Genomic DNA, 21,439 nt, shown 5'->3' with positions numbered 1-21,439 from the left:
GGGGAGCCGCGCTCAGCGCGTGTACTCGGCTTCTTCGTCGAAGGCGTCGGTACAGTCCTTGCCGCAAAAACGGCGCACACTGTCGACCGGTTTTTCGCAATACCAGCATGAACCTTTCGGCGGCAGGCTCAGGCGCGATGGCCTCGTTTGTGCCGCGGCGGCAGTAGGCGACTCGGAAGCCGCACCGTCGTTCATCAGACTGTCTTGTATCGTTTCCAAGGTCCCCCCCACCGGCAGCACATCAAGTCATCAAGTCATCAAGCAAGATTACTGTAGTGGAACATACCGTGCATGAGCAATCGCAACGGGGTGCTCCGATGCGGCAGCACTGCCACAGCCTTTCTGGGGATCCAGTGTGCGCCCAACGCGGCGCTGCCGCAATGTCGGTGAACGCCAGTGTTTACCCATTGCGGCACGCTTGCAACAGTTCGTTTGCCAGCTGCCGCGCAACCGTGAAAGGCGATGTCAGCTGCGGAAATATTAGCAGTATTGATAACTTTTTTTCAGCGGTCCGCCAATCGTGCGCGGACATTCGGCGCACGCTTTCGGTAACGGGATGTGCGCCGGCTCAGCGCCGAGGCACCGGTTCGAGCGAGACGCGCAAGCCGGTGCTGGTGGTGGCGATCCGGGTCGGCACATACTGCGTGCCGGCATAGCGCAGCTCGTCCATGCGGAAACTGTAGACGGGAATGTCGAGCATGGCTTTCTCGAATACGCCGTTGGCCGCGCGTGCGAGCTGGCGCCCGACCGGCTCGTCCAGCCCGCTGACGGCGAAGCGCTCCAGGCGCGGCTCGGCCAGGTAGACGCCGCTGCGCGCCGGGTCGACGTACAGGCGCCCCGAGACGGCCAGGCTGCCGGACAGGGGATTGCGCAAGAAGGACTGGGCGACGCTGGCGTCGATCGTGAGGGCGACGCGGTCGCCCGGCAGCACCGCCAGTTGCGGGCGCGACAGGCGCACATCGAACAGGTCGAGCAGGCGGTTGTCCATCGGGAAGCGGCGCTCGAGGCTGGCTTGCAGTTTCGACAGCGGCAAGTCGACTTCGCGCGGGCCGAGGATGCTGGCGCAAGCGCTCAGGGCCGCCGCGGCCGCCAGGCTCGATGCGATGAGGAAGACGCGCCGCGCGCGCAGGGTAGTGAGATCAGCCATGCCAGCTCCTTGGGTTCGGACTCAAGGGTAGCATGGGCCGGGCAGGCGGGTGGTTCGCTTACTTGCCGATACAGAAGCGGCTGAAAATCACCCCCAGCAAATCGTCCGGCGTGAATTCCCCGGTAATGCTGGAGAGCTGGTCCTGCGCCAGTCGCAGCTCTTCGGCGAACAGGTCGAGCGACTGGTCGTCCTGCGCCGCGTGCTGGGCGGCCACATCGAGATGCCCGCGCGCCGCGCGCAGGGCGATCAGGTGGCGTTCGCGCGCCAGGTACAGCGATTCGCCCGTTTGCTGCCAGCCGGCGATGCGCAGCAGCTCGGCGCGCAGCAAGTCGATGCCGAGCTGTTCGTTGGCCGACAAATAGACATGCGTCGCATCGGCCGCGCCCTCGACCGCCGCGCGGTGCCCCGACAGATCGATCTTGTTCCAGATGCGCACCACCGGCACACCCTTTGGAAAGGCGGCGGCGATGGTCTCGTCGGCCGCGCTCGGGCCGAGCGCCGCGTCGAGCAGGTGCAGGATGACGTCGGCCTTGCCGACTTCGCCCCAGGTGCGCTCGATGCCGATGCGCTCGACCACGTCGATGCCCGCGTCGATCGCACGGATGCCGGCCGTGTCGATGATGTTCAGGGGAATGCCCTCGATCTGGATCGTCTCGCTGACCTTGTCGCGCGTGGTACCGGCGATCGGGGTGACGATCGCCACTTCGGCGCCGGCCAGCGCGTTCAGCAAGGAAGACTTGCCGACGTTCGGCTGGCCGACCAGCACGACATTCAAGCCTGCGCGCAGGAGCGCGCCTTGCGCGGCCTGGCGGAACACGTGTTCGAGCGACGCGATGATGCCGGCCAGCTGGCCGCGCGCATTCGATTTTTCGAGAAAATCGATTTCCTCTTCCGGAAAATCGAGGGTCGCCTCGACCAGCATGCGCAGGTTGATCGTCTGCTCGACCAGCCGGTGCACGACCTGCGAGAACGCGCCCGACAGCGATTGCGAAGCCGACTTCGCCGCCGCTTCGGTCGAGGCGTCGATCAGGTCGGCCACGGCTTCGGCCTGGGCCAGGTCGAGCTTGTCGTTGAGGTAGGCGCGGCGCGTGAATTCGCCCGGTTCGGCCAGGCGCAGCCCGTGTTCGCGGCCCGCTTCGAGCACCCGCGCCAACAGCATCTGCAATACCACCGGGCCGCCATGTCCCTGCAGCTCGAGCACGTCTTCGCCGGTATAGGAATGGGGCGCCTTGAAGTACAGTGCGAGGCCCTGGTCGATGATGCTGCCGTCCTGCGATGTGAACGGGAGATAGGTCGCGTGGCGCGGCGCCAGCCTGGCATCCGGGAACAGCGCGGCGATCAAGGGGGTGAGCGACTTGCCCGAGGCGCGGACCACGCCGATGCCGCCGCGTCCAGGGGCGGTGGCGATCGCCGCGATGGGAGAGGTATCTAGCTTCATGGGGCAAATTGTAGATGATTTATAGCAGGAACCTGCCGTGCATAAAAAAAGCCCGTGGCGTGCACGGGCTTTCCTTGGCCGGGCGGACGACTTACTTGGTCGCCGGCTCGTAGCGCTTGGTGATGACCCACTGCTGCGCGATCGAGACCAGGTTGTTGACCACCCAGTACAGCACCAGGCCCGCCGGGAAGAAGATGAACATGACCGAGAACGCCAGCGGCATGAACAGCATCATCTTGGCCTGCATCGGATCGGCCGGCTGCGGGTTCAGTTTCGCGGTGACGTACATCGAGATCGCGTACAGCACCGGCAGGATGAACCACGGGTCGGGCTGGGTCAGATCCTGGATCCAGCCGATCCAGGGCGCGCCGCGCATCTCGACCGAGGCTTGCAGCACGTAGTACAGGGCCAGGAACACCGGCATCTGCACCAGGATCGGCAGGCAGCCGCCCAGCGGATTGATCTTCTCGGCCTTGTACAGCTCCATCGTGGCCTGCTGCATCTTGACCGGATCGGCTTTGTAGCGCTCGCGGATCGCCTGCATCTTCGGCGTGACCACGCGCATTTTCGCCATGCTGCGGTAGCCGGCGGCCGACAGCGGGAAGAAGGCCAGCTTGATCAGGATGGTGAAGGCGATGATGGTCCAGCCCCAGTTGCCCAGCAGCTGATGGATCTGGTCGATGATCCAGAACAGCGGCTTGGCGATGATCGCGAACATGCCGTAGTCCTTGACCAGTTCCAGGCCCGGGGTGATCTTTTCCAGGGTCTTCTCGTCCTGCGGGCCCGAATACAGGCGCGCCGTGTTCGAGACGGTCGCGCCCGGCGCAACGACGCCCAGCGGCTGGACCGTGCCGATCGCATACAGGTTCGTCGCCAGCTTCTTGGTGAAGATCTCGCGCGCTGTGTTCTCGGCCGGAATGAAGGCCGAGACGAAGAAGTGCTGCGAAATGGCGACCCAGCCGCCGTTCGCCTTGGTGGCATGCTCGGCCTTGCCCTTTTCGATGTCCTCGAAGGCCAGCTTCTGGTACTTCTCGATCGGCGTCCACAGGGTCGGGCCGGTGAAGCTCGGGGTAAACCACGAGTCGCCCGGCGGCTTGTTGCCGTCGTGCTGCAGCTGCAGGTAGAGCGACGGCTGCACAGGGGCCGCGGTCAGGTTGGTGACGTCGTGGCGCACGTCGACGACATAGTCGCCGCGCTTGAACGTGAGCGTCTTGGTCAGTTTCACGCCACCCTGCTCGGCGTCGAGCACGACTTGCACGGCGTTGCCGCCATCGAGCGTGCGCAGGCCGGGACGCGCCACGAAGGGCGTGTTGTGGTTCGGCAGGACGCCGGCGGCGGTCGAACCGATCAAGCCGGTCTGGCCGAGATAGGTATTGTTGCCGGAGACGTCGAACAGCACCTGGTTCTTCGTCTTGTCGAAGTGGTCCGGGTATTTCAGCAGCTCGAGACGGCGGATCACGCCGCCGACGGTGTCGATCTCGGCTTTCACGACGTCGGTGGTGACGACGATGCGTTCGGCGCGCACGGGCGCCGGCGCGGCGGGCTGGCCCGGCACGGCAGCCTGGCCCGGCACGGTACCCGGCTGGGCGGCCGCGGCGGGAACACCGGCCGTGCCGGTGGCGGCAACGGCTGGCGTCTCGGCAACCTTGGCCGGCGGGGTCGGCGCGAACATCGATGGCTTACCGCTCGAGATCATCCAGTTGTTCCACAGGATGACAAGCGAGACGGCGAAGACAATCCACAGAATGGTACGTTTATTGATTTCCATTGAGGTATTGATCAGGAGTGGTTGCAACCGCGAGCGGCTGAGTGGGAATGCTTGTGCCCGCCGGGAGGCACCGGATCGACGCCGCCCGCGTTCCAGGGGTGGCAGCGGCCGAGACGGCGCGCGGCCAGCCAGCTGCCGCGCAGCGCACCATGCTTCTGGAGCGCCTCGATGGCGTAGCTGGAACAGGACGGATAAAAGCGGCAATTCTGCCCGAGCATCGGCGAGAGTACGAGCCGGTAAGCACGCACGATCCAGATGAGCAGGGTTTTCATGGCGTCGGCGGTGCCGCGGGGCGGCGTGGACGCTGCAGACTCGGATTCTGTGACCCGAGCAGGCGCGACAGTTCGGCGTGCAGCAGGCGCTTCAATGCCGCTGTCGTGGCCGGGCCGTCCTTGGTATTGACGGGACGGGCCAGGCGCACGATGCAATCGACCGACTGGATGTCGTTCGTGCGGAACAGTTCGCGCGTAATGCGCTTGATGGTATTGCGGGTGACGGCGCGCGGCGCGAAGCGCTTGGCCGCGACGATGCCCAACCGCGCATGGGGCAGCGGGCTGGGACGGGTGTACAACACGAAATGCGCGGTTTTTTGCGCTGGCCGCAAACGAAAAACGGATGAAAACTCATCCGTTTTTAAGATGCGCCGAGCGCGCGCGAAGTCGTGCGAACCTTCGCCTGTCATGGCCGACCGCAGGAAAGCAGGCGAACTGGCTTAGACAGCCAGACGCTTGCGGCCCTTGGCGCGGCGCGCGTTCAGGACTTGGCGGCCACCACGGGTAGCCATACGTGCGCGGAAGCCGTGCGTGCGCTTGCGACGAACGACGGAAGGTTGGTAAGTACGTTTCATGGTGGTCTCGCTTAAAGCAAAATAGGATGCAAAATCGGGTCTGACGTCTTCTCGTCAGGAATCGGCGCAATGACAGTTCGCAGTCGTTTAAGCCAGCGTCACGCCACAGCTTAGCCCGCATTTCTCAACCATGAATCTGCTGGCTGACAGGCATGCGGACGGGGAACCCTGAATTAGACTCGATTTTCGGCCCCACTGTCAAGGCGGCTGTTGTATCCCGTTATGCCTGCACGCGGGATAACGCCGTTCTTATCCCCAGCGAGCCCTGAAAAACTTGGGTCAACCTGTGGATAACTTGCGCGTAGACAGGTAAAATAGCGTGTTACGTATCACGAAGCCGCACACATGGAAAATTTTTGGCAGACCGCCTCCGCGCAACTGGAGCTCGAGCTGACGCCGCAACAATACAGCGCGTGGATCAAACCGCTCGTCGCCCTCGATTACGAGGACGGCAAGCTGCGCATTGCAGCGCCGAATCGATTCAAGCTCGACTGGGTGAAGTCGCAGTTCGCCAACCGCATCACGGCGCTGGCCTGCCAGTACTGGGAAGCGCCGGTCGAAGTGCAGTTCGTGCTCGACCCGCGCCTGAACGCGAAAAAACCGGACGCGGTGCGTCCGGCCCCGGCGAACCAGGTCGAGCCGGGCCAGTTGCGCCCGTCCGCCCCGGCCGAACCGCAGCAGAACCTGAACATCGCCAATTCGCCCAAGCGCGAACAGAGCCGCATCAACCCCGACCTGACGTTCGACAGTTTCGTCACCGGTAAAGCCAACCAGCTGGCGCGCGCCGCCGCGATCCAGGTGGCCAACAACCCGGGCGTATCGTACAACCCGCTGTTCTTCTACGGCGGCGTCGGCCTCGGCAAGACCCACTTGATCCACGCCATCGGCAACCAGGTGATGGCCGACCAGCCGGGCGCGCGCATCCGCTACATCCACGCCGAGCAGTACGTGCGCGACGTCGTCACCGCGTATCAGCGCAAGGGCTTCGACGATTTCAAGCATTACTATCACTCGCTCGACATGCTGCTGATCGACGATATTCAATTCTTCGGCGGGAAAAGCCGCACGCAGGAAGAATTCTTCTATGCGTTCGAGGCCCTGATCGCTGCGAAGAAGCAGATCATCATCACGTCCGACACCTATCCGAAAGAGATCACCGGCATGGATGACCGCCTGATCTCGCGTTTCGATTCCGGCCTGACGGTGGCGATCGAGCCGCCGGAACTGGAAATGCGCGTCGCCATTCTCTTGAAAAAAGCCCAGTCCGAAGGCGTCACGCTCTCGGACGACGTCGCTTTCTTCGTCGCCAAACACCTGCGCTCGAACGTGCGCGAGCTCGAAGGCGCCCTGCGCAAGATCCTGGCCTATTCGCGCTTCCACGGGAAGGACATCACGATCGACATCGTGAAGGAAGCCCTGAAGGATTTACTGTCGGTCCAGAACCGCCAGATTTCGGTGGAAAATATCCAGAAGACGGTGGCCGACTTCTTCAACATCAAGGTCGCCGACATGTATTCGAAGCGGCGCCCCGCCAACATCGCCCGCCCGCGCCAGATCGCCATGTACCTGGCCAAGGAATTGACGCAAAAGAGTCTGCCGGAAATCGGAGAACTGTTCGGCGGCCGGGACCATACCACGGTGCTGCACGCGGTGCGCAAGATCGCCGGCGACCGCCAGAAAAACCCCGAGTGCAACCACGAATTGCACGTGCTGGAGCAGACCCTGAAGGGCTGATCCGATTCGCCCGCGCCGGGGGTAGTAATTACTTCCGGCAATAGGCAAAATAGTGCCGTATCAACACTTTAAGTACTAACCCTTCTGAGGACAATTATGCAACTGGTCAAAACCACCCGAGATACCCTTCTCCGGCCACTGCAGATCGTGAGCGGTATTGTCGAGCGTCGGCACACCATGCCGATTCTGGCCAATATCCTCATCCGCAAGGATGGCGAAAGCGTCTCCTTCCTGTCGACCGACACCGAAGTGCAAATCACGACGCATGCCAACATCGGCAGCGGCGACGACATCACCGGCACCACGGTCGCCGCGCGCAAGTTGCTCGACATCCTGCGCGCGCTGCCGGAATCGGGCGACGTCACGATGACGCTGGCCAATAAACGGCTGGCCGTCCAGAGCGGCAAGTCGCGCTTCGCGCTGCAGACCCTGGCCGCCGAGGAATTCCCGACCGTCTCGGTCGCGGACAGCTATAACGCCACCGTCACCCTGCCGCAAAAGACGCTCAAGCACCTGTTCAACATGGTGCACTTCGCGATGGCCCAGCAAGACATTCGCTATTACCTGAACGGCCTGCTCCTGGTGCTGGACGGTAACAAGGTCATCGCGGTCGCCACGGACGGCCACCGCCTGGCCTTCTGCCAGGTCGAAGCCGAGCAGGAATTCGTGCGCCAGGAAGTCATCATCCCGCGCAAGACCATCATCGAACTGCAGCGCCTGCTGGAAGAAAGCGACGACACCGTCCGCCTCGACATCGCCGCCTCGCAAGTGAAACTGAGCTTCGCCGACATCGAACTGGTGTCGAAGCTGGTCGAGGGGAAGTTCCCTGACTACACCCGCGTGATCCCGAAGGGTTATAAGAACGACTTCACGATCAGCCGCGACGAGTTGCTGCGTTCGCTCCAGCGCGCCGCGATCATGACCAGCGACAAGTTCAAGGGCGTGCGCTGCATCATCACCCCGGGCAGCATGAAGATCAGCTCGACCAATGCCGACCAGGAAGAAGCGGTCGAAGAGCTCGAGATCGACTATGGCGGCGACCAGATCGACATCGGTTTCAACGTGACCTATCTGCTCGACGTGCTCAACAACCTGAAGTGCGATCAGGTCAACATCGCCCTGGGCGACTCGAATTCGTCGGCCCTGATCTCGATTCCCGACAATGCCGACTTCAAATATGTCGTCATGCCGATGCGGATTTGATCGCGCAGGCAGTGAATCGAAATGAAGATCCCCGGACCGGCGCTTGCCTGCTCTGGGGATTTCTCAGTCTGAATACATAGTTTTTTGAGAAAGCAGTCCATGTCCGATAACACCAATCAAATGCCCCAGTCGCCGATGCAGTCGGACGACTACGGCGCCGCCTCGATTCAAATTCTGGAAGGCCTGGAAGCGGTACGCAAGCGGCCGGGCATGTACATTGGTGATACCTCGGACGGCACCGGCTTGCACCACCTCGTCTTCGAAGTGCTGGACAACTCGATCGACGAATCGCTGGCCGGCTACTGCACCGAAATCCACGTCACCATCCACGCCGACAATTCGATTTCGATCGCCGACAACGGCCGCGGCATTCCGACCGGCGTCAAGATGGACGACAAGCACGAGCCGAAGCGCTCGGCCACCGAAATCGCCCTGACCGAACTGCACGCCGGCGGCAAGTTCAACCAGAACTCCTATAAAGTGTCGGGCGGCCTGCACGGCGTGGGCGTGTCCTGCGTGAACGCGCTGTCGAAACTGCTGCGCGTGACCGTGCGCCAGAAAGGCAAGATCCACCAGATGGAATTCGTGCGCGGCGTTCCGCAGGACCGCCTGATCGACATCGTCGACGGCTTCGAGGTCTCCCCTATGAAGGTCATCGGCGACACCGACAAGCGCGGCACCGAAGTGCACTTCTGGGCCGACGAAACCATTTTCACGCACGTCGAATTCCACTACGAGATCCTCTCGAAAAGGATTCGCGAACTCTCCTTCCTGAACAACGGCGTGAATATCCGCCTGAGCGACCACCGCACCGGCAAGGAAGAGATCTTCGCCTTCGAGGGCGGCACCCGCGGCTTCGTCGAATACATCAACAAGACCAAGAGCGTCCTGCACCCGACCGTGTTCCAGGCCACGGGCGAGCGCCAGTCGGACCAGAACACGAATATCTCGGTGGACGTGTCGATGCAGTGGAACGACGCCTACAACGAGCAGGTGCTGTGTTTTACCAATAACATTCCGCAGCGCGATGGCGGCACCCACCTGACCGGCCTGCGCGCGGCAATGACGCGCGTGATCAACAAATACATCGACGAGCACGATTTCGCCAAGAAGGCGAAGGTCGAAATCTCGGGCGACGACATGCGCGAGGGTCTCACCTGCGTGCTGTCGGTGAAAGTGCCGGAACCGAAATTCTCGTCGCAGACCAAGGACAAGCTGGTGTCGTCGGAAGTGCGCGGCCCGGTCGAGGAAATCGTCGCCAAGACCCTGACCGACTTCCTGAACGAAAAGCCGAACGACGCAAAAATCATCTGCGGCAAGATCGTGGAAGCGGCCCGTGCGCGGGAAGCGGCGCGCAAGGCGCGCGACCTGACGCGCCGCAAGGGTGTCATGGACGGCCTGGGTTTGTCCTCGAAACTGGCCGACTGCCAGGAACGCGACCCGGCGCTGGCCGAACTGTATATCGTCGAGGGTGACTCGGCAGGCGGCTCGGCGAAACAGGGCCGCGACCGCAAGTTCCAGGCCATCTTGCCGCTGCGCGGCAAGGTGCTGAACGTGGAAAAGGCGCGCTTCGAGAAAATGCTGTCGTCGGAACAGATCACGACCCTGATCGCCACCCTCGGCACCTCGATCGGCCCGGACGAATTCAACGTCGATAAACTGCGTTACCACCGCATCATCATCATGACCGACGCCGACGTCGACGGCGCCCACATCCGCACCCTGCTGCTGACGCTGTTCTACCGCCAGATGCCGCAACTGGTCGAGCGCGGCCATATCTATATCGCCCAGCCGCCGCTGTACAAGGTGAAAGCCGGCCGCGACGAGCGTTACCTGAAAGACGACGTCGAGGAAGCGAGCTACATGATGATGGTGGCGCTCAACGGCGCCTCGCTGGTGCCGCGCGAAGGCGCCGAGCCGATCAACGGCGACGCCCTGGCCGAACTGGTGCGCCAGTACAACCTGGCCAACGCCATCATGATGCGCTTGACGCGCGTGATCGACCGCGCCGCGCTGACCGCGATCATGAGCGGCATCACGCTCGACATGGCGACCCTGGAAGCGGCCGAGGTCTCGGCCAAGGCGATGGAAGCGGCCATCAACGATCCGGCCGTGCGCGTGGTCGTGCGTTCGGACGAGATCAGCGAAAAGCATTCGCTGCGCATCGAGCGCATGCGCCACGGGAACGTCTACGTGACCTCGATCGACGCCGACTTCGTGCTCAGCAACGACTACGCCGTGCTGGCCAATGCCGCCGCCACCTTCCAGGGCCTGATGGGCGAAGGCGCCATCATGCGCCGCGGCGAAGGCGAGAAGATGAAGGAGTTTGCCGTGCGCGAATTCCACGAAGCGATGATCTGGCTGCGCGAAGAAGCCGAACGCGGCGTGTCGAAGCAGCGTTACAAGGGGTTGGGAGAAATGAATCCGGAACAGCTCTGGGAAACCACGATGGACCCGAAAGTGCGCCGCCTGCTGCGCGTGCAGATCGAAGACGCGATCGCGGCGGACCAGATTTTTACCACGCTGATGGGCGACGAGGTCGAGCCGCGCAGGAACTTTATTGAGTCGAATGCGCTGCAGGCGGGGAATATCGACGTTTGATCGCCCGTCGCTAATGAAAAAGCCAAGCTTTTTAACGGTTGGCTTGTTTTTCAGCTGTCCTGTTCAGGAATCGAGCGCACCACCAGGAACTGATAGGCCATCGCACCGACGAAAGCGATGCCGGCGCCGGTGAGCAACGCCGGCACGAAGGACCAGCTCTGCGCAATGAATCCGGTGAGAATCGGCGCGAGCGCACCGCCGATAAAGCCGCCGAAGTTCTGGATCGCGCCCAGCGAGGCAATGCGGCTGCGCGGCGCCACCACGGTGACGAGCGACCAGGAACAGGCCGAAGCGGCATTGGCGAGGAAGATCACGATCGAGATGCAGGCAATGGCGACCGTATTGCTCTCCACCAGTGCCGCCGGAATCGTGAACGCCACCATGCCCAGTATGGCCACTACCACCGCCGTGCGCCGGCCGGCCAGCGGCGACGTCGCATTGCGGGCGACGCGATCCGAGGCCCAGCCTGCGATCAGGGCGCCGGCGAAGCCGCAAGCGAAGGGAACCGAAGCGGCCAGCCCGGCGTAGGCGATATCCATCTGGCGCTCGGTACGCAGGTAACCCGGCAGCCAGGTCAGATACACCCAATTCAGATAGACCGAGCCGGAAAAGCCGAACAGCATGCCCCAGGTGGCGCGGTGCCGGAACAGCGCGCGCCAGGATGCGAAACTCGTCGCAGGCACTGCCTCGGCGGCCTGGCCCGCGTCAAGGTAGGCGATCTCGGCCTCGGACATCCGGCTGCGCACCGGGTCGCGGTACAGGGCGACCCAGATTACCGCCGCCACCAGGCCCATCGCACCGGTCACGAAGAAGGCCCAGTGCCAGCTCGTGGCGGCGATCAGGGGCGACAAGAGCAAAGGCGCGAGCGCGACGCCCAGGGGCGAGGCCGAGTTGTAGACGCCGGTCGGCGTGCCGCGCGCGCGCAGCGGAAACCAGTTGCTGACGACCCGCGCCGCCGCCGGAAACTGCGGCGCCTCGCCGATCCCGAGCACGATGCGCGCGATCACGAACCAGCCGAAGGTCGAGACCAGCCCGCCCGCCGCCTGTGCCAGCGACCAGACCACCAGCCCCATGCCGAGCAGCCAGCGCGGGCCGATCTTGTCGACCAACGCGCCAACCGGCAGTTGGCAGAGGGCGTAGCTCCAGGAAAAGGCCGACAGCAGCAGGCCCATCTGGCCGAGCGAGAGGCCGAGGTCTGCGCGAATGAACTCGTTGGCCACCGCGAGCGTCGCGCGGTCGAGGTAGTTGATGACGCCGGTAAGGACGAGAAGGACGAGGGCCAGGGTTTGGCGGCGGCGAATGCGGGGTGGGGTGAGTTCGTGGGTAGCGTTCATGGCGAGATGCTACCAAATGAACGTTGCTAGGTCGAAAGATATCCCTGTGCGTATCGAACACCGCGCTTATCCGGATTCAGGGCGCACACCCTGGCATCATGCGCATGACAGTGAAGAACTCAAACTCTGGTTATACGAAAACTCCGCGGCTACAGCGCGAGGTGCGCGGGCCGATCGATGCGCGGACCGATGCATCAACGCGCTACGACGTTGCTGGGTGCCCGCCCTTTGAACGACCGTACGGACCGCGCACCGCGACGTGTCCCCGTTATCCGCCCGAGCGGCGCCTCGACCCACTTGCAGAACGCCGCCCCGGCCGCCAGGCTTGCTGCCCACGCAAGCACGATCCCACCCCCCTGCCACGCCGCCTGCACCGGCACGAACCGCACGAACACCGCATTCACCACCAGGCACACCGGAAAATGCACGAGGAAAATCGAATATGAATTCTTCCCCAGCCAGTTCGCCACCGCCCACCCGGCCGCTGGGCGCATCCTTACCCTTCCCAGCAACATCAACACGCACGCCACACTGAGCGCCACCGCGATGCGGCTGCGAAAATCGAGCATCAGCGCCGCCAGGGCCGGCACCGCCATCATCAGCAACAGCAGCGCCACCGCGCGCGGCCGGCGCGCCGGATCGCCCGCCCACCAGGCCAGCATGCCGAGCCCATAGCTGCCGAAGAAATACGGCGCCCACACATCCCAGTTCGCATCGCGGTTGAAGTAGAACAGCGACGAGACGACGGCAGTCACCACCACGGCCGGCGCCAGCCAGGGCCGGTCGACGCCGCCGGAGAAGCGCCCGCACAGCCACAGCAGCAGCACCGTCCCCGCATACAGCTGGAAATCGATGGCGACATACCAGGCACCGGCGGACAGGGATTCGTAGCCGAGGACGCTGTGCAGTAGGAGTACGTGCGCGGACAGCTGGGAGAGGGTCGGGGCGGCGGAGATCGAGTCGTGCGTCATCCACAGCGATGCAACGCAGGAGGCTGCGGCCGCGAGCAGCGTCGCGACGACAAAGGGCGGCGCCAGCTTCGCATAGCGCCGCCACATCGTGCCCAGCGGGTTGCCCGTGCCGGCGAGACCGGCCGGCGCCAGCGATTTGGCAGCGAGAAAACCGCCGATGACGAGGAAGAGCTGGACGGCGATGCGGGCGTCGCCGGCGAGCCAGTTGAACAGCGCCGGCAGCAAGGCGCGGGCGTGGTCCGCCATCGGACCGTAGAAGGCGAGATGGTGCAGCACGATCAGCTGCGCGGCGCCTCCCTTCAATACATTGATGAGACCGAATTGTGTTTGCTGCGCCCCGGCTATTGCGGGCGCCGCGCGACTACCTGCTGCCATGTACGTCCGAACAATATCTTGAATATGCTTGCGACCCTACCGAAGCGAAGACTGCCGTGGATATTGTCGACCAGGCGCCATCATAACCGAGCCTGCCGAATTGTCAGCACGCAACAGAAAGATGTCAGGCGCGCAAGGTTGCGGAAGAGAAGAGAAATGGCTGATCGTTGCCTATGGTAACCTACCCACCTTAGGATTTTCTTTCCTTGTCGCAAGTATCACGATGCGGGATGGAGTGTCCACGTCCTACCACCGGTCATCCGCATGAAATTTGAAACCAAGATCAAAATCGCCGCCGGTGCGATCATCCTCGTCATGTCGACCGTGGCGGCGCTGCCGATGATCGTCAACCGCCAGGTGACGACCGTGATGTCGGAGCTGCGCAGCGCTTCGAATGTCGAGCGCCTGCAACTGACCCTGCTCGAATTGCTGCTCAATGCCGAGACGGCGCAGCGCGGTTTCGTCATTACGGGTAACGAGGGCTTCCTCGATCCCTACCACGCGGCCGTGCTCGCCATTCCCGCTACCCAGGAAGCGCTGCGCAAGGAGATGAAAGGCGCGAACGAGCTGGCGCGCGCGGTGGCCATCGAACGGGCGACGGCGGCCAAGATGCAGACCGTGGCGCGCACCGTCGAGTTGCGCCGCCGCCAGGGCGTGGCGCAGGCGGCAGCCTACATCACGCTCGGGACCGGCAAGGTGCAAATGGACCTGCTGCGCGAGCTGATCGGCAAGGAGCTCGGCATCTATGCGCAGGCGCGCGCCGACCTCGGCGACCAGCTGCTGGCGACCTCCGATTCGGCCGCCACCGCCAGCCTGGTGGCGACGATCACCAACATCCTGTTCCTGGCCGCGGTGCTGGCCGCCGCCGCGCGCGTGCTGCGCCAGCGCGACGAGGCCGAGCGCAAGGCCAAGGCCGCCGCCGGCCAGGCCCAGTTGACCACCGAGCGGATCACGCTGCAGAACGACCTGTTGTTCCGCAGCGCCGAGCTGATGCACTCGCTGGAGCTGGCCGAGTCGACCGACGAATCGGCCGGCGTGATCGCCAGCTACCTGCCGCGCCTGCTGCCTAACCTGTCGGGCAGCCTGTACCTGTACAACAATTCGCGCGACATCCTCGAGCGCAAGGCGGGATGGGGCGATGTCGAGGGCGAGCCGGACATCATCGAGGCGCTCGACTGCTGGGCGCTGCGGCGCGGCAGCCCGCACGCATCCGGCGGCGGCGACGGCGGCCTGGCCTGCCGCCATCTACAGAACCCCGAAATGGACCGCCTGTGCCTGCCGCTGGTCACGCAGGGCGACGTGATCGGTTGCCTCACCGTCACCGGAGGCGGCCTGGTGCACGGTGCCGAGGACCAGCGCGCCTGGATCGGCCAGCTCGCCGAGCAGCTTGGCCTGGCCCTGAGCAATGTGAGACTACGTGTCTCACTTCGCCAGCAGTCGATCATCGACCCGCTGACCCAGCTGTACAACCGGCGCTACATGGATGAAGTCCTGAAACGCGAGCTCGCCCGGTCGAGCAGGAACGGCGCGCCCCTGTCGGTGCTGGTGCTCGACCTGGACCACTTCAAGCGCATCAACGACACCTTCGGCCACGAGGCCGGCGACGCCATCCTGCGCAAGGTGGCGCTGACGCTGCGCGAGAACATCCGCTCGGGCGACGTGGCCTGCCGCATGGGCGGCGAAGAGATGGTGGTGCTGCTGCCCGAATGCGGCATCGAGAACGCGATCAAGCGCGCCGAAACCCTGCGCCTGGCGATCGCCGCCAACGACGTGCTGCACCAGGGCCAGCCGATCGGCGCGACGGCCTCGATCGGGGTCGCCTCGTATCCGGAACACGGCGCCAGCGTGCAGGCGCTGGTGCATGCGGCCGACCTGGCGCTGTACGAAGCCAAGCACAGCGGGCGCAACCGCGTGCGCGTGGCGAAGTGCGATCCGCTGGCGACATCGGCGTTGAATGCGCTGGACGACGCGGCCGGGATCTGAGGCGCTACATGCGGTCGAGCAGCTGGAGCGAGGCGCGGTCGCTCATCACCAGCACCAGTTTCAAGCGGGCCCGGGTCATGCCGACGAAGAGTTTGCGCAGCACCGTCTCCGTCATTTCCTCGAAATCGATCTCGGTAAAAATCAGGGCCGGCGCCGACTGGCCCTTGAAGCGGTAGACCGACTCGGCCAAGAGCCCCCCTTCGCGGAACACCGGATTGCCGAACAGGTCGTAGGCCCCGGTGAACGAACGCAGCGTGTGCGCGTCGCTCAGTTTATCGAGGTTCAGGATGGCCGATTTTTCACGGCCGCGGAACGAACACAGCGCGATGTCGTGACGCCCGAAGCCGGCGGCAAGACACGAGGTCACCGCGCGCCGGGTCTGGGCCAGCATGGCCTCGGTATCGCCTTCCGGATAGGTCAGCTCCTCGATGTCGCCGCCCTTGAAGGGGCTGCCCGCTTCGACCGGCTCGCGCGCGGCGCCGATCGATTTGAGCATCTGCACGATCTGGCGCGGGCTGCGGTAATTGGTGTCCGAATGCAGCTTGACCCAGCCGGGCAAGGGCACCATCTGGCGGCCGTACAGGTTCTGGTCCGGGTCCTCGAGCCAGATCGCGCGCCCGCCCGGCTTGACCATGCCGAGCACGATGTCGCGCCAGGCGGTGGAAAAATCCTGGCCTTCGTCGACGATCAGCACGTCGTACTGCCAGGTCTCGGGCAGGTTCACCTCGGACAGCGCCGTTTCGATGTCGTTCCAGACCTCGGGCGAGGAATAATCGGGCGTCACGTCGCGGGCCCGCATCCAGGCGTCGCACAGCATGTGGAAGGTCGAGACGCGCCCGCCGGGCGGCACCAGGCGTTCGATATGGTCGGCCAGCGGCCGGTTGAAGCAGACGTACAAGGGGCGCAGCCCGGCGTCGATGGCGGCCGTGTATTCGGCCAGCGCCAGCTGCGTCTTGCCGCTGCCGGCGGTGCCGACCACGCGCAGGCGGAACGGGGCGAAGTCGAGGCGGCGCGCCCAGGTGGCCAGGCCGCCGGAGAGGCGCGTGACCATTCTGGTGGCCGAGCCGATCATCGAACTGGGATCGGGCCGCAGGCTGAGGGTGTCGCCGAGGAAGCGCGCCACCTTGTCGAACTCGTCGGTCTTGTCGGTGACCGGCAGCGCCTCGCGGATGATCCTGCCCAGGCGCCCCTTGCTGGCGGCGTCGACGATGTGGCGCGGGTCGATCCCGGCCAGGTTCGGGTCGCGCACCGTGTAGTCGGGGCAGTAGAGCAGGTAATCGATCGACAGCGCGCCGTTGTAGCGCCGCGTGAGCCCCTCGATGGTGTGCAGGATGTGGGCGCGGATCTTGCGAGGCTTACCCTGGAAATTCTTCAGCAGGCCGTCCTCGGTTTCGTTGAGCAAGCCCGCGACCTGCTCGATCAGGAGCATGCGCCCGTTGGGGGCGACGATGATGAAGTCGACGTCGCCGTAGACCGAATAGCCGTTTTCGACATTGGTCCAGTGCACGCCGTGGTAGATGTGGTAGGGCGCGTCGGAAAGGCGCTGGTCGAGCAGGGCCAGCGTTTCGATCTCGCGGGCGGCATTTCCGGTGACGGACATCTCGCGCCAGCCGGCAGGATGGATTTGGGCCATGGATCGACGCTTCGCAGATGATGAAGATGGCAAGATTGTAAGGCCGATCACGGGAAGCAAACACACGGTTGAAGTGCGCGCGCGCAAGGTGGCCGCCCGGCGCGGAAAAAGCTGCGCCAAACTGCCGGGTTGACAATGATGCTAGACTGCTGGCGCCGGCGTTTCGCCCTGCGCCGCACCAGTCCGTGACCGCCCCCATGCAGCAGCACTGCCGGAGTCAATTCGTTCCCGATGCGCGATTCAAGCCTGTTCAATAACCTGACCGCCGGTTCGGTCGTCACCGCCACCTGCGTCCTGGGCCTGCTCTACTTCGGCCGCGACGTGCTCGAACCGCTGGCGCTGGCGACCATCCTGAGCCTGGTGCTGGCGCCGCTGATCCGCGCGCTGCGCCGCGTCGGCCTGCCGCGCCTGCCGGCCACGCTGGTTTCGGTGCTGCTGGCCGGAACCTGCGTGATCGGGGTCGGCACCATCCTGGCCTTCCAGCTGGTGGCTGTCACGCGCGACCTGCCGGAATACCGGGCCGCGATCCGCTCGAAGATCGAACGCGTGCGCGAGATCACCGAGCGTCCGTTCGCGCGCCTGGAAGCGGAACTGAGCGCCGTCGCGATGCAATCGCCCCTGCCGCCGCCGCCGCCCGTCACGGTGCGGCGCGGCACGCTCACCACCAGCGCCAATCAACCGCTGCCGGTCGAGATCCGCGCGCCGCGCGCCACCACGCGCGACACCCTGGCGCGCCTGTTCGCGCTGGCCTGGGGCCCGATCGGCGAAACCGGCCTGGTGCTGGTGCTCCTGATCTTCATCCTGCTCGAACACGAATCCCTGCGCGACCGCGTGATCCGCCTGGCTGGCCAGGCCGAGATCAGCCGCACCGTACGGGCCCTGTCGGATGCGACGCGCGGCGTGTCGCGCTTCTTCCTGTCGCAGTTCGCCGTCAACCTGACCTTCGGCGCGATGGTGGGTGTCCTGCTGTGGGCCTTCGGCGTGCCGCATGCGGCGCTCTGGGGCGCGCTGTCGGGCCTGCTGCGCTTCGTGCCCTATCTCGGCATCCTGGTGGCGGGCGTGCTGATCGCCATTTTCGTGGCCGCCATCGATCCGGGCTGGACGATGGCACTGTCCTGCCTGGCGCTGTTCGTGGCGCTCGAACTGGTCGTGGCGCACGTGGTCGAGCCGAAAGTATATGGCCACAGCTCGGGCCTGTCGCCGCTGGCGGTGATCGTCTCGGCCCTGTTCTGGGGCGCGATGTGGGGGCCGGTCGGGCTGCTGCTGTCGACGCCCTTGACGCTGTGCCTGGTGGTGGCCGGGCGCCATGTGCGCGCGCTGGAACCGGTGACGATCCTGCTGGGCGACGTGCCGAACGTGAACGTGGCGCAGCGCTTCTACCAGCGCGTGCTGGCCGGCGAGACGCACAGTATCATTGCCGATGCGCGCGCCTATCTCGACCGCCACAGCTTCGCGCGCTATTGCGACCAGATCCTGCTGCCGGGGATCTCGATGGCCGCCGCCGAACAGCGCACCGGCCAGCTCGAAAGCGCGCAGGCGGCCCATGTCCGCACCACCATCGCCGACGTCGCCGCGACGCTCACGCCGGTCTCGAATGCGCCGAACCGCAACCGCCGCAAGCGCGGGCGCGTATCGCTGCTCGACGCGAATGTCGGCGCCCACCTGCGCAAGATGCGCGAGGCGCGCCTCGGCCGCTGGCAGGGTTCGCTCGACGTGCCCGCGCACTCGATCGTGCTGTGCGCCGGCCTGGGTTCCGAGCGCGACGACCTGCTGACCGAACTGCTCGTGCGTGCCCTGCGCGAACTCGACGTCGACGCGCGCAGCGTCGTCATCGGCGCCGGCCAGGACAATCCGGGACCGGACAAGGCCGACCTGATCTCGACCGTGTTCCTGATCTATCCGGCCGAATCGACGCTGGCGCACTGGCAGCGCGTGGCCGACGAGCTGCGCGCGGGCTTGCCGAACGCCTTGCTCGTGACGATCCGCCTGCCCTTCGGCGAGGCGGCGGCCGACCAGGCGGTGGTGCAGGAGCATGTCGACATGGTGCTGCGCTCGTTCGAAGAGAGCCTGGCGTTCGTGGTGCCGGAGCGCGTCGGGCAGGCGTGATGCGCTACCGTCTCGCCATCTTCGACTTCGACGGGACGCTGGCCGACTCGTTCCCGTTCTTCCTGAGCGTCTTCAACCGCATCGCCGACGAGCACGGCTTTCGCCGCATCGACCTGGCCCAGGTCGAGCGCCTGCGCCACTACAATACGCGCGAGATGATGAAGCACGTCGGCCTGCCGGCCTGGAAGCTGCCGCTGGCGGCCGCCAGTTTCAAGGCGCTGATGCGCGAGAATGCCGGCCAGGTGCACCTGTTCCCGCAAGTCGAGCACGCGCTGCGCGAACTGGTGCGCAACTCGGTCGACCTGACCATCGTCTCCTCGAATGCCGAGGACAACGTGCGCCGGGTGCTGGGGCCGGAACTGTCGTCCCTGATCAGCCAGTACGAATGCGGCATGTCGGTCTTCGGCAAGACCGCGCGCATCCGCAAGGTCGTCAAACGCGCCGCCGTCGCGCCCGGCGCGGCGCTCTACATCGGCGACCAGACGCTCGACGCCGAGGCCGCACGCCGTGCCGGCATCGCCTTCGCCGCCGTGCACTGGGGCTATACGCCGATCGAGACCCTGCGCAAGCTCGCTCCCGAGCACGAATTCGACTTGCCGGCCGCGCTGGCGACGATCCCCACGCTGCAGCCGAAAGCGACGGCACGGCCGTGATCGACCAGTTGCACGGCTGGAAAGCCGCGTTCTATACTCCCTCCGGCGCGGCAAGGGCCGCGCCCCCACCTGGAATCCATGCATGCGCCCCTTCATCCTCCTTGCTCCCCTGCTGCTCGCCGGCTGCGTCGACACCTCGGCCACCTATTACATCGACGGCAACCGGCATGCGCTGACAGTGCGCGCGCTGCAGGAGTATTTCTGGAGCAAGGACGTGACGGTCGACCTGCTCGCCTCGCGCATGCCCGATTGCCAGCGCCGCATTGCGCTCGGCGCGCTGCCGATGGCGGACGTGGAAATCGAACTGTTTGCCTCGGGCGAGAACGTCTATACGCTGCGCGCCGGCGACCTGGCCTGGCGCGTGGAGACCGATCGCTGCAGCGAACTGACAACGCCGCAACAGGTGACGGGAGAGCCGCTGGGCCTGTTCCACCTGGACGAGGACGACAAGCTCGTGTTCGAGCAGGCGGCGCCGGAAACGCCGCAGCAGTGACTATTCACGCAGCCAGCCGCGGGCGATCGGCGCCGCCAGCACGCGGCGGTAGACGGCCTGCATCAGCGCCACCGTCGCCGCCGCCAGCGTCTTTCCGTCAGGGGTATTGACCAGGAGCGCGGCCAGGCTGGAAACGACGAAGGCGGCCACCATGTCGAGCGGCCAGTGCACCCCCAGGAAGACGCGCGCCCAGGCCACCGCCATGGCCAGCACCAGCAGTACCAGGCCGAAGCGGCGCGCCTCGCGCAACTGGCAAACGGCCAGCGTCAGGGCCACCGAGAACATGCTCGTCGCGTGATCGCTCGGGAAGGAACTGTCCGGCGCATGGTCCAGGTAGGTCTGGCCGATCTGCACCATGAAGGGGCGCGGATGGAACCACGCCAGGCCGATCAGCTTGCTCATCGTCAGCGCCGCCACCGCCGCCAGCAGGGCGCGCACGGCCGCTTCGCGCTGGCCCGGCAAGCCATTCGTCCACATCAGCACCAGGCCCAGCGGCACGACCAGGATGACCCATTCGGCCGCGAAGATCGCCGCGTGCAGGCGCCAGCCTGCCAGGCCGGGCGTGGCATTGAACAGGGAAAAGAGGAAATGGTTCAGGTGGTCGAACATGGCGCGAAGATGAAAAATTGACAATGTCCAAAGCGTAGCGCAGCTTTTGGCTGCGTACGATTCAAAATCGCAACAGATTGTGTCTAAAAGCACCACGAGCCTGCGTACGCTTGTAAAAGATCAGCTCAAACAAGCGTTGAGGCGGAACTTTTTGCTGGGGCGTCGCGCAAACGCATCAGCGCAGGCTCAGCGCGGTTGCAGCAAGCGGTGCAGCCGCGCCATTTCCACGTCCCGCCCCAGCTTGTCGAGCGTCTGCTCGAGCAGCGTGCGTTCGCCGTTGCGCAGCATGGTCCATTGCGTGAAATATTCGTGCACGGTGCGCCAGGGGGGAAAGTCGCGCGGCAGGCTGCGCCAGGCAGCCCCCGTGTGCAGGAAATACAGCACCGCGCAGTAGACGTCGTAGAGGTCATGCTTGCGCGGACGCGTCTTGCGGCGCGCCGCTTCGAGCATGTCGCGCACCAGCTCGAACTGCTCACGCCCAATATCGCTGGGGAATGCGGGCCTGGCCATGTCGTTTCTCCCCAAATTAGCTTTGAGGGGAAAG

Annotated in this window: 19 protein-coding genes and 1 pseudogene; 8 read left to right on the top strand and 12 right to left on the bottom strand. The window is 64.8% G+C overall.

The window, feature by feature from the left end; genetic code table 11:
* Positions 1-12 precede the first annotated feature (12 nt).
* The 7 genes from ACFPOU_RS15220 to rpmH all read right to left on the bottom strand — a co-directional run bounded on the left by ACFPOU_RS15220 (position 13) and on the right by rpmH (position 5,200).
* Positions 13-195 (bottom strand): hypothetical protein, encoded by a 183-nt coding sequence (locus tag ACFPOU_RS15220; protein WP_379722843.1) that lies wholly within the window; start codon positions 193-195, stop codon positions 13-15.
* 373 nt (positions 196-568) lie between these two features.
* A complete protein-coding gene (locus ACFPOU_RS15215; RefSeq protein WP_379722840.1) occupies positions 569-1,147 on the bottom strand; it encodes a DUF1439 domain-containing protein in 579 nt (192 codons plus the stop codon).
* A 58-nt stretch (positions 1,148-1,205) separates the two neighbouring features.
* The gene (gene mnmE / locus ACFPOU_RS15210; RefSeq protein ID WP_379722837.1) at positions 1,206-2,585 is read right to left on the bottom strand and encodes a tRNA uridine-5-carboxymethylaminomethyl(34) synthesis GTPase MnmE; all 1,380 of its coding nucleotides are present in this window, start codon (positions 2,583-2,585) and stop codon (positions 1,206-1,208) included.
* Between the two features lie 91 nt (positions 2,586-2,676).
* Entirely contained in the window at positions 2,677-4,353 is a 1,677-nt protein-coding gene (gene yidC, locus ACFPOU_RS15205) for a membrane protein insertase YidC (RefSeq protein ID WP_379722834.1), read from the bottom strand.
* 11 nt (positions 4,354-4,364) lie between these two features.
* Positions 4,365-4,625, bottom strand: coding sequence for a membrane protein insertion efficiency factor YidD (gene yidD, locus ACFPOU_RS15200; protein ID WP_379722831.1), 261 nt, complete (start codon positions 4,623-4,625; stop codon positions 4,365-4,367).
* The gene (gene rnpA / locus ACFPOU_RS15195; RefSeq protein ID WP_379722828.1) at positions 4,622-5,035 is read right to left on the bottom strand and encodes a ribonuclease P protein component; all 414 of its coding nucleotides are present in this window, start codon (positions 5,033-5,035) and stop codon (positions 4,622-4,624) included. Before rnpA ends, yidD begins: the two co-directional genes overlap by 4 nt.
* Before the next feature lie 30 nt (positions 5,036-5,065).
* Complete coding sequence (gene rpmH, locus ACFPOU_RS15190) at positions 5,066-5,200, bottom strand: 50S ribosomal protein L34 (RefSeq protein WP_040378179.1); 135 nt, start codon at positions 5,198-5,200, stop codon at positions 5,066-5,068.
* A 345-nt stretch (positions 5,201-5,545) separates the two neighbouring features.
* On the opposite strand from rpmH, the gene dnaA reads away from it, so the two are divergent.
* The 3 genes from dnaA (at position 5,546) to gyrB (ending at position 10,738) form a co-directional block, all read left to right on the top strand.
* The gene (dnaA, locus tag ACFPOU_RS15185) at positions 5,546-6,934 is read left to right on the top strand and encodes a chromosomal replication initiator protein DnaA (protein ID WP_379722825.1); all 1,389 of its coding nucleotides are present in this window, start codon (positions 5,546-5,548) and stop codon (positions 6,932-6,934) included.
* Between the two features lie 96 nt (positions 6,935-7,030).
* On the top strand, positions 7,031-8,137 hold the full coding sequence (gene dnaN, locus ACFPOU_RS15180; RefSeq protein WP_379722822.1) for a DNA polymerase III subunit beta: 1,107 nt from the start codon (positions 7,031-7,033) through the stop codon (positions 8,135-8,137).
* Positions 8,138-8,236: 99 nt separating this feature from the next.
* Positions 8,237-10,738, top strand: a complete 2,502-nt coding sequence (gene gyrB, locus ACFPOU_RS15175; RefSeq protein WP_379722819.1) for a DNA topoisomerase (ATP-hydrolyzing) subunit B — start codon at positions 8,237-8,239, stop codon at positions 10,736-10,738.
* 50 nt (positions 10,739-10,788) lie between these two features.
* On the opposite strand, the gene ACFPOU_RS15170 is transcribed toward gyrB, so the two are convergent.
* Together ACFPOU_RS15170 and ACFPOU_RS15165 are read right to left on the bottom strand one after the other, a co-directional pair.
* Positions 10,789-12,072, bottom strand: coding sequence for an MFS transporter (locus ACFPOU_RS15170; RefSeq protein WP_379722816.1), 1,284 nt, complete (start codon positions 12,070-12,072; stop codon positions 10,789-10,791).
* A 194-nt stretch (positions 12,073-12,266) separates the two neighbouring features.
* The gene (locus ACFPOU_RS15165; RefSeq protein ID WP_379722813.1) at positions 12,267-13,418 is read right to left on the bottom strand and encodes an acyltransferase family protein; all 1,152 of its coding nucleotides are present in this window, start codon (positions 13,416-13,418) and stop codon (positions 12,267-12,269) included.
* A gap of 264 nt (positions 13,419-13,682) precedes the next feature.
* On the opposite strand from ACFPOU_RS15165, the gene ACFPOU_RS15160 reads away from it, so the two are divergent.
* Positions 13,683-15,401 carry a diguanylate cyclase gene (locus ACFPOU_RS15160; RefSeq protein ID WP_379722810.1) on the top strand — a complete coding sequence of 573 codons (1,719 nt, stop codon included), beginning with the start codon at positions 13,683-13,685 and terminating at the stop codon, positions 15,399-15,401.
* A gap of 4 nt (positions 15,402-15,405) precedes the next feature.
* On the opposite strand, the gene ACFPOU_RS15155 is transcribed toward ACFPOU_RS15160, so the two are convergent.
* On the bottom strand, positions 15,406-17,034 hold the full coding sequence (locus ACFPOU_RS15155; protein WP_379722807.1) for an ATP-binding domain-containing protein: 1,629 nt from the start codon (positions 17,032-17,034) through the stop codon (positions 15,406-15,408).
* On the opposite strand from ACFPOU_RS15155, the gene ACFPOU_RS15150 reads away from it, so the two are divergent.
* The 4 genes from ACFPOU_RS15150 to ACFPOU_RS15135 all read left to right on the top strand — a co-directional run bounded on the left by ACFPOU_RS15150 (position 17,033) and on the right by ACFPOU_RS15135 (position 20,286).
* The gene (locus ACFPOU_RS15150; protein ID WP_379722804.1) at positions 17,033-17,167 is read left to right on the top strand and encodes a hypothetical protein; all 135 of its coding nucleotides are present in this window, start codon (positions 17,033-17,035) and stop codon (positions 17,165-17,167) included. The two genes, ACFPOU_RS15155 and ACFPOU_RS15150, sit on opposite strands and share 2 nt — an antisense overlap.
* 98 nt (positions 17,168-17,265) lie before the next feature.
* A complete protein-coding gene (locus ACFPOU_RS15145; RefSeq protein WP_379722801.1) occupies positions 17,266-19,140 on the top strand; it encodes an AI-2E family transporter in 1,875 nt (624 codons plus the stop codon).
* Positions 19,140-19,793 (top strand): HAD hydrolase-like protein, encoded by a 654-nt coding sequence (locus tag ACFPOU_RS15140; RefSeq protein WP_379722797.1) that lies wholly within the window; start codon positions 19,140-19,142, stop codon positions 19,791-19,793. Before ACFPOU_RS15145 ends, ACFPOU_RS15140 begins: the two co-directional genes overlap by 1 nt.
* A gap of 82 nt (positions 19,794-19,875) precedes the next feature.
* Positions 19,876-20,286, top strand: coding sequence for a hypothetical protein (locus tag ACFPOU_RS15135; protein WP_379722794.1), 411 nt, complete (start codon positions 19,876-19,878; stop codon positions 20,284-20,286).
* Here ACFPOU_RS15135 and ACFPOU_RS15130 read toward each other — a convergent pair whose 3' ends face one another.
* Complete coding sequence (locus tag ACFPOU_RS15130; RefSeq protein WP_379722791.1) at positions 20,287-20,895, bottom strand: phosphatase PAP2 family protein; 609 nt, start codon at positions 20,893-20,895, stop codon at positions 20,287-20,289.
* 234 nt (positions 20,896-21,129) lie between these two features.
* Positions 21,130-21,405 (bottom strand): annotated as a pseudogene (locus ACFPOU_RS15125) (transposase); the annotation flags it as partial.
* Positions 21,406-21,439 lie beyond the last annotated feature (34 nt).

This window comes from Massilia jejuensis (assembly GCF_042656795.1).
GTDB classification, from domain to species: domain Bacteria; phylum Pseudomonadota; class Gammaproteobacteria; order Burkholderiales; family Burkholderiaceae_D; genus Telluria; species Telluria jejuensis.
The sequence above is the reverse complement of the archived record's forward strand: the minus strand, read 5'-3'. Positions and strand labels throughout refer to the sequence as shown.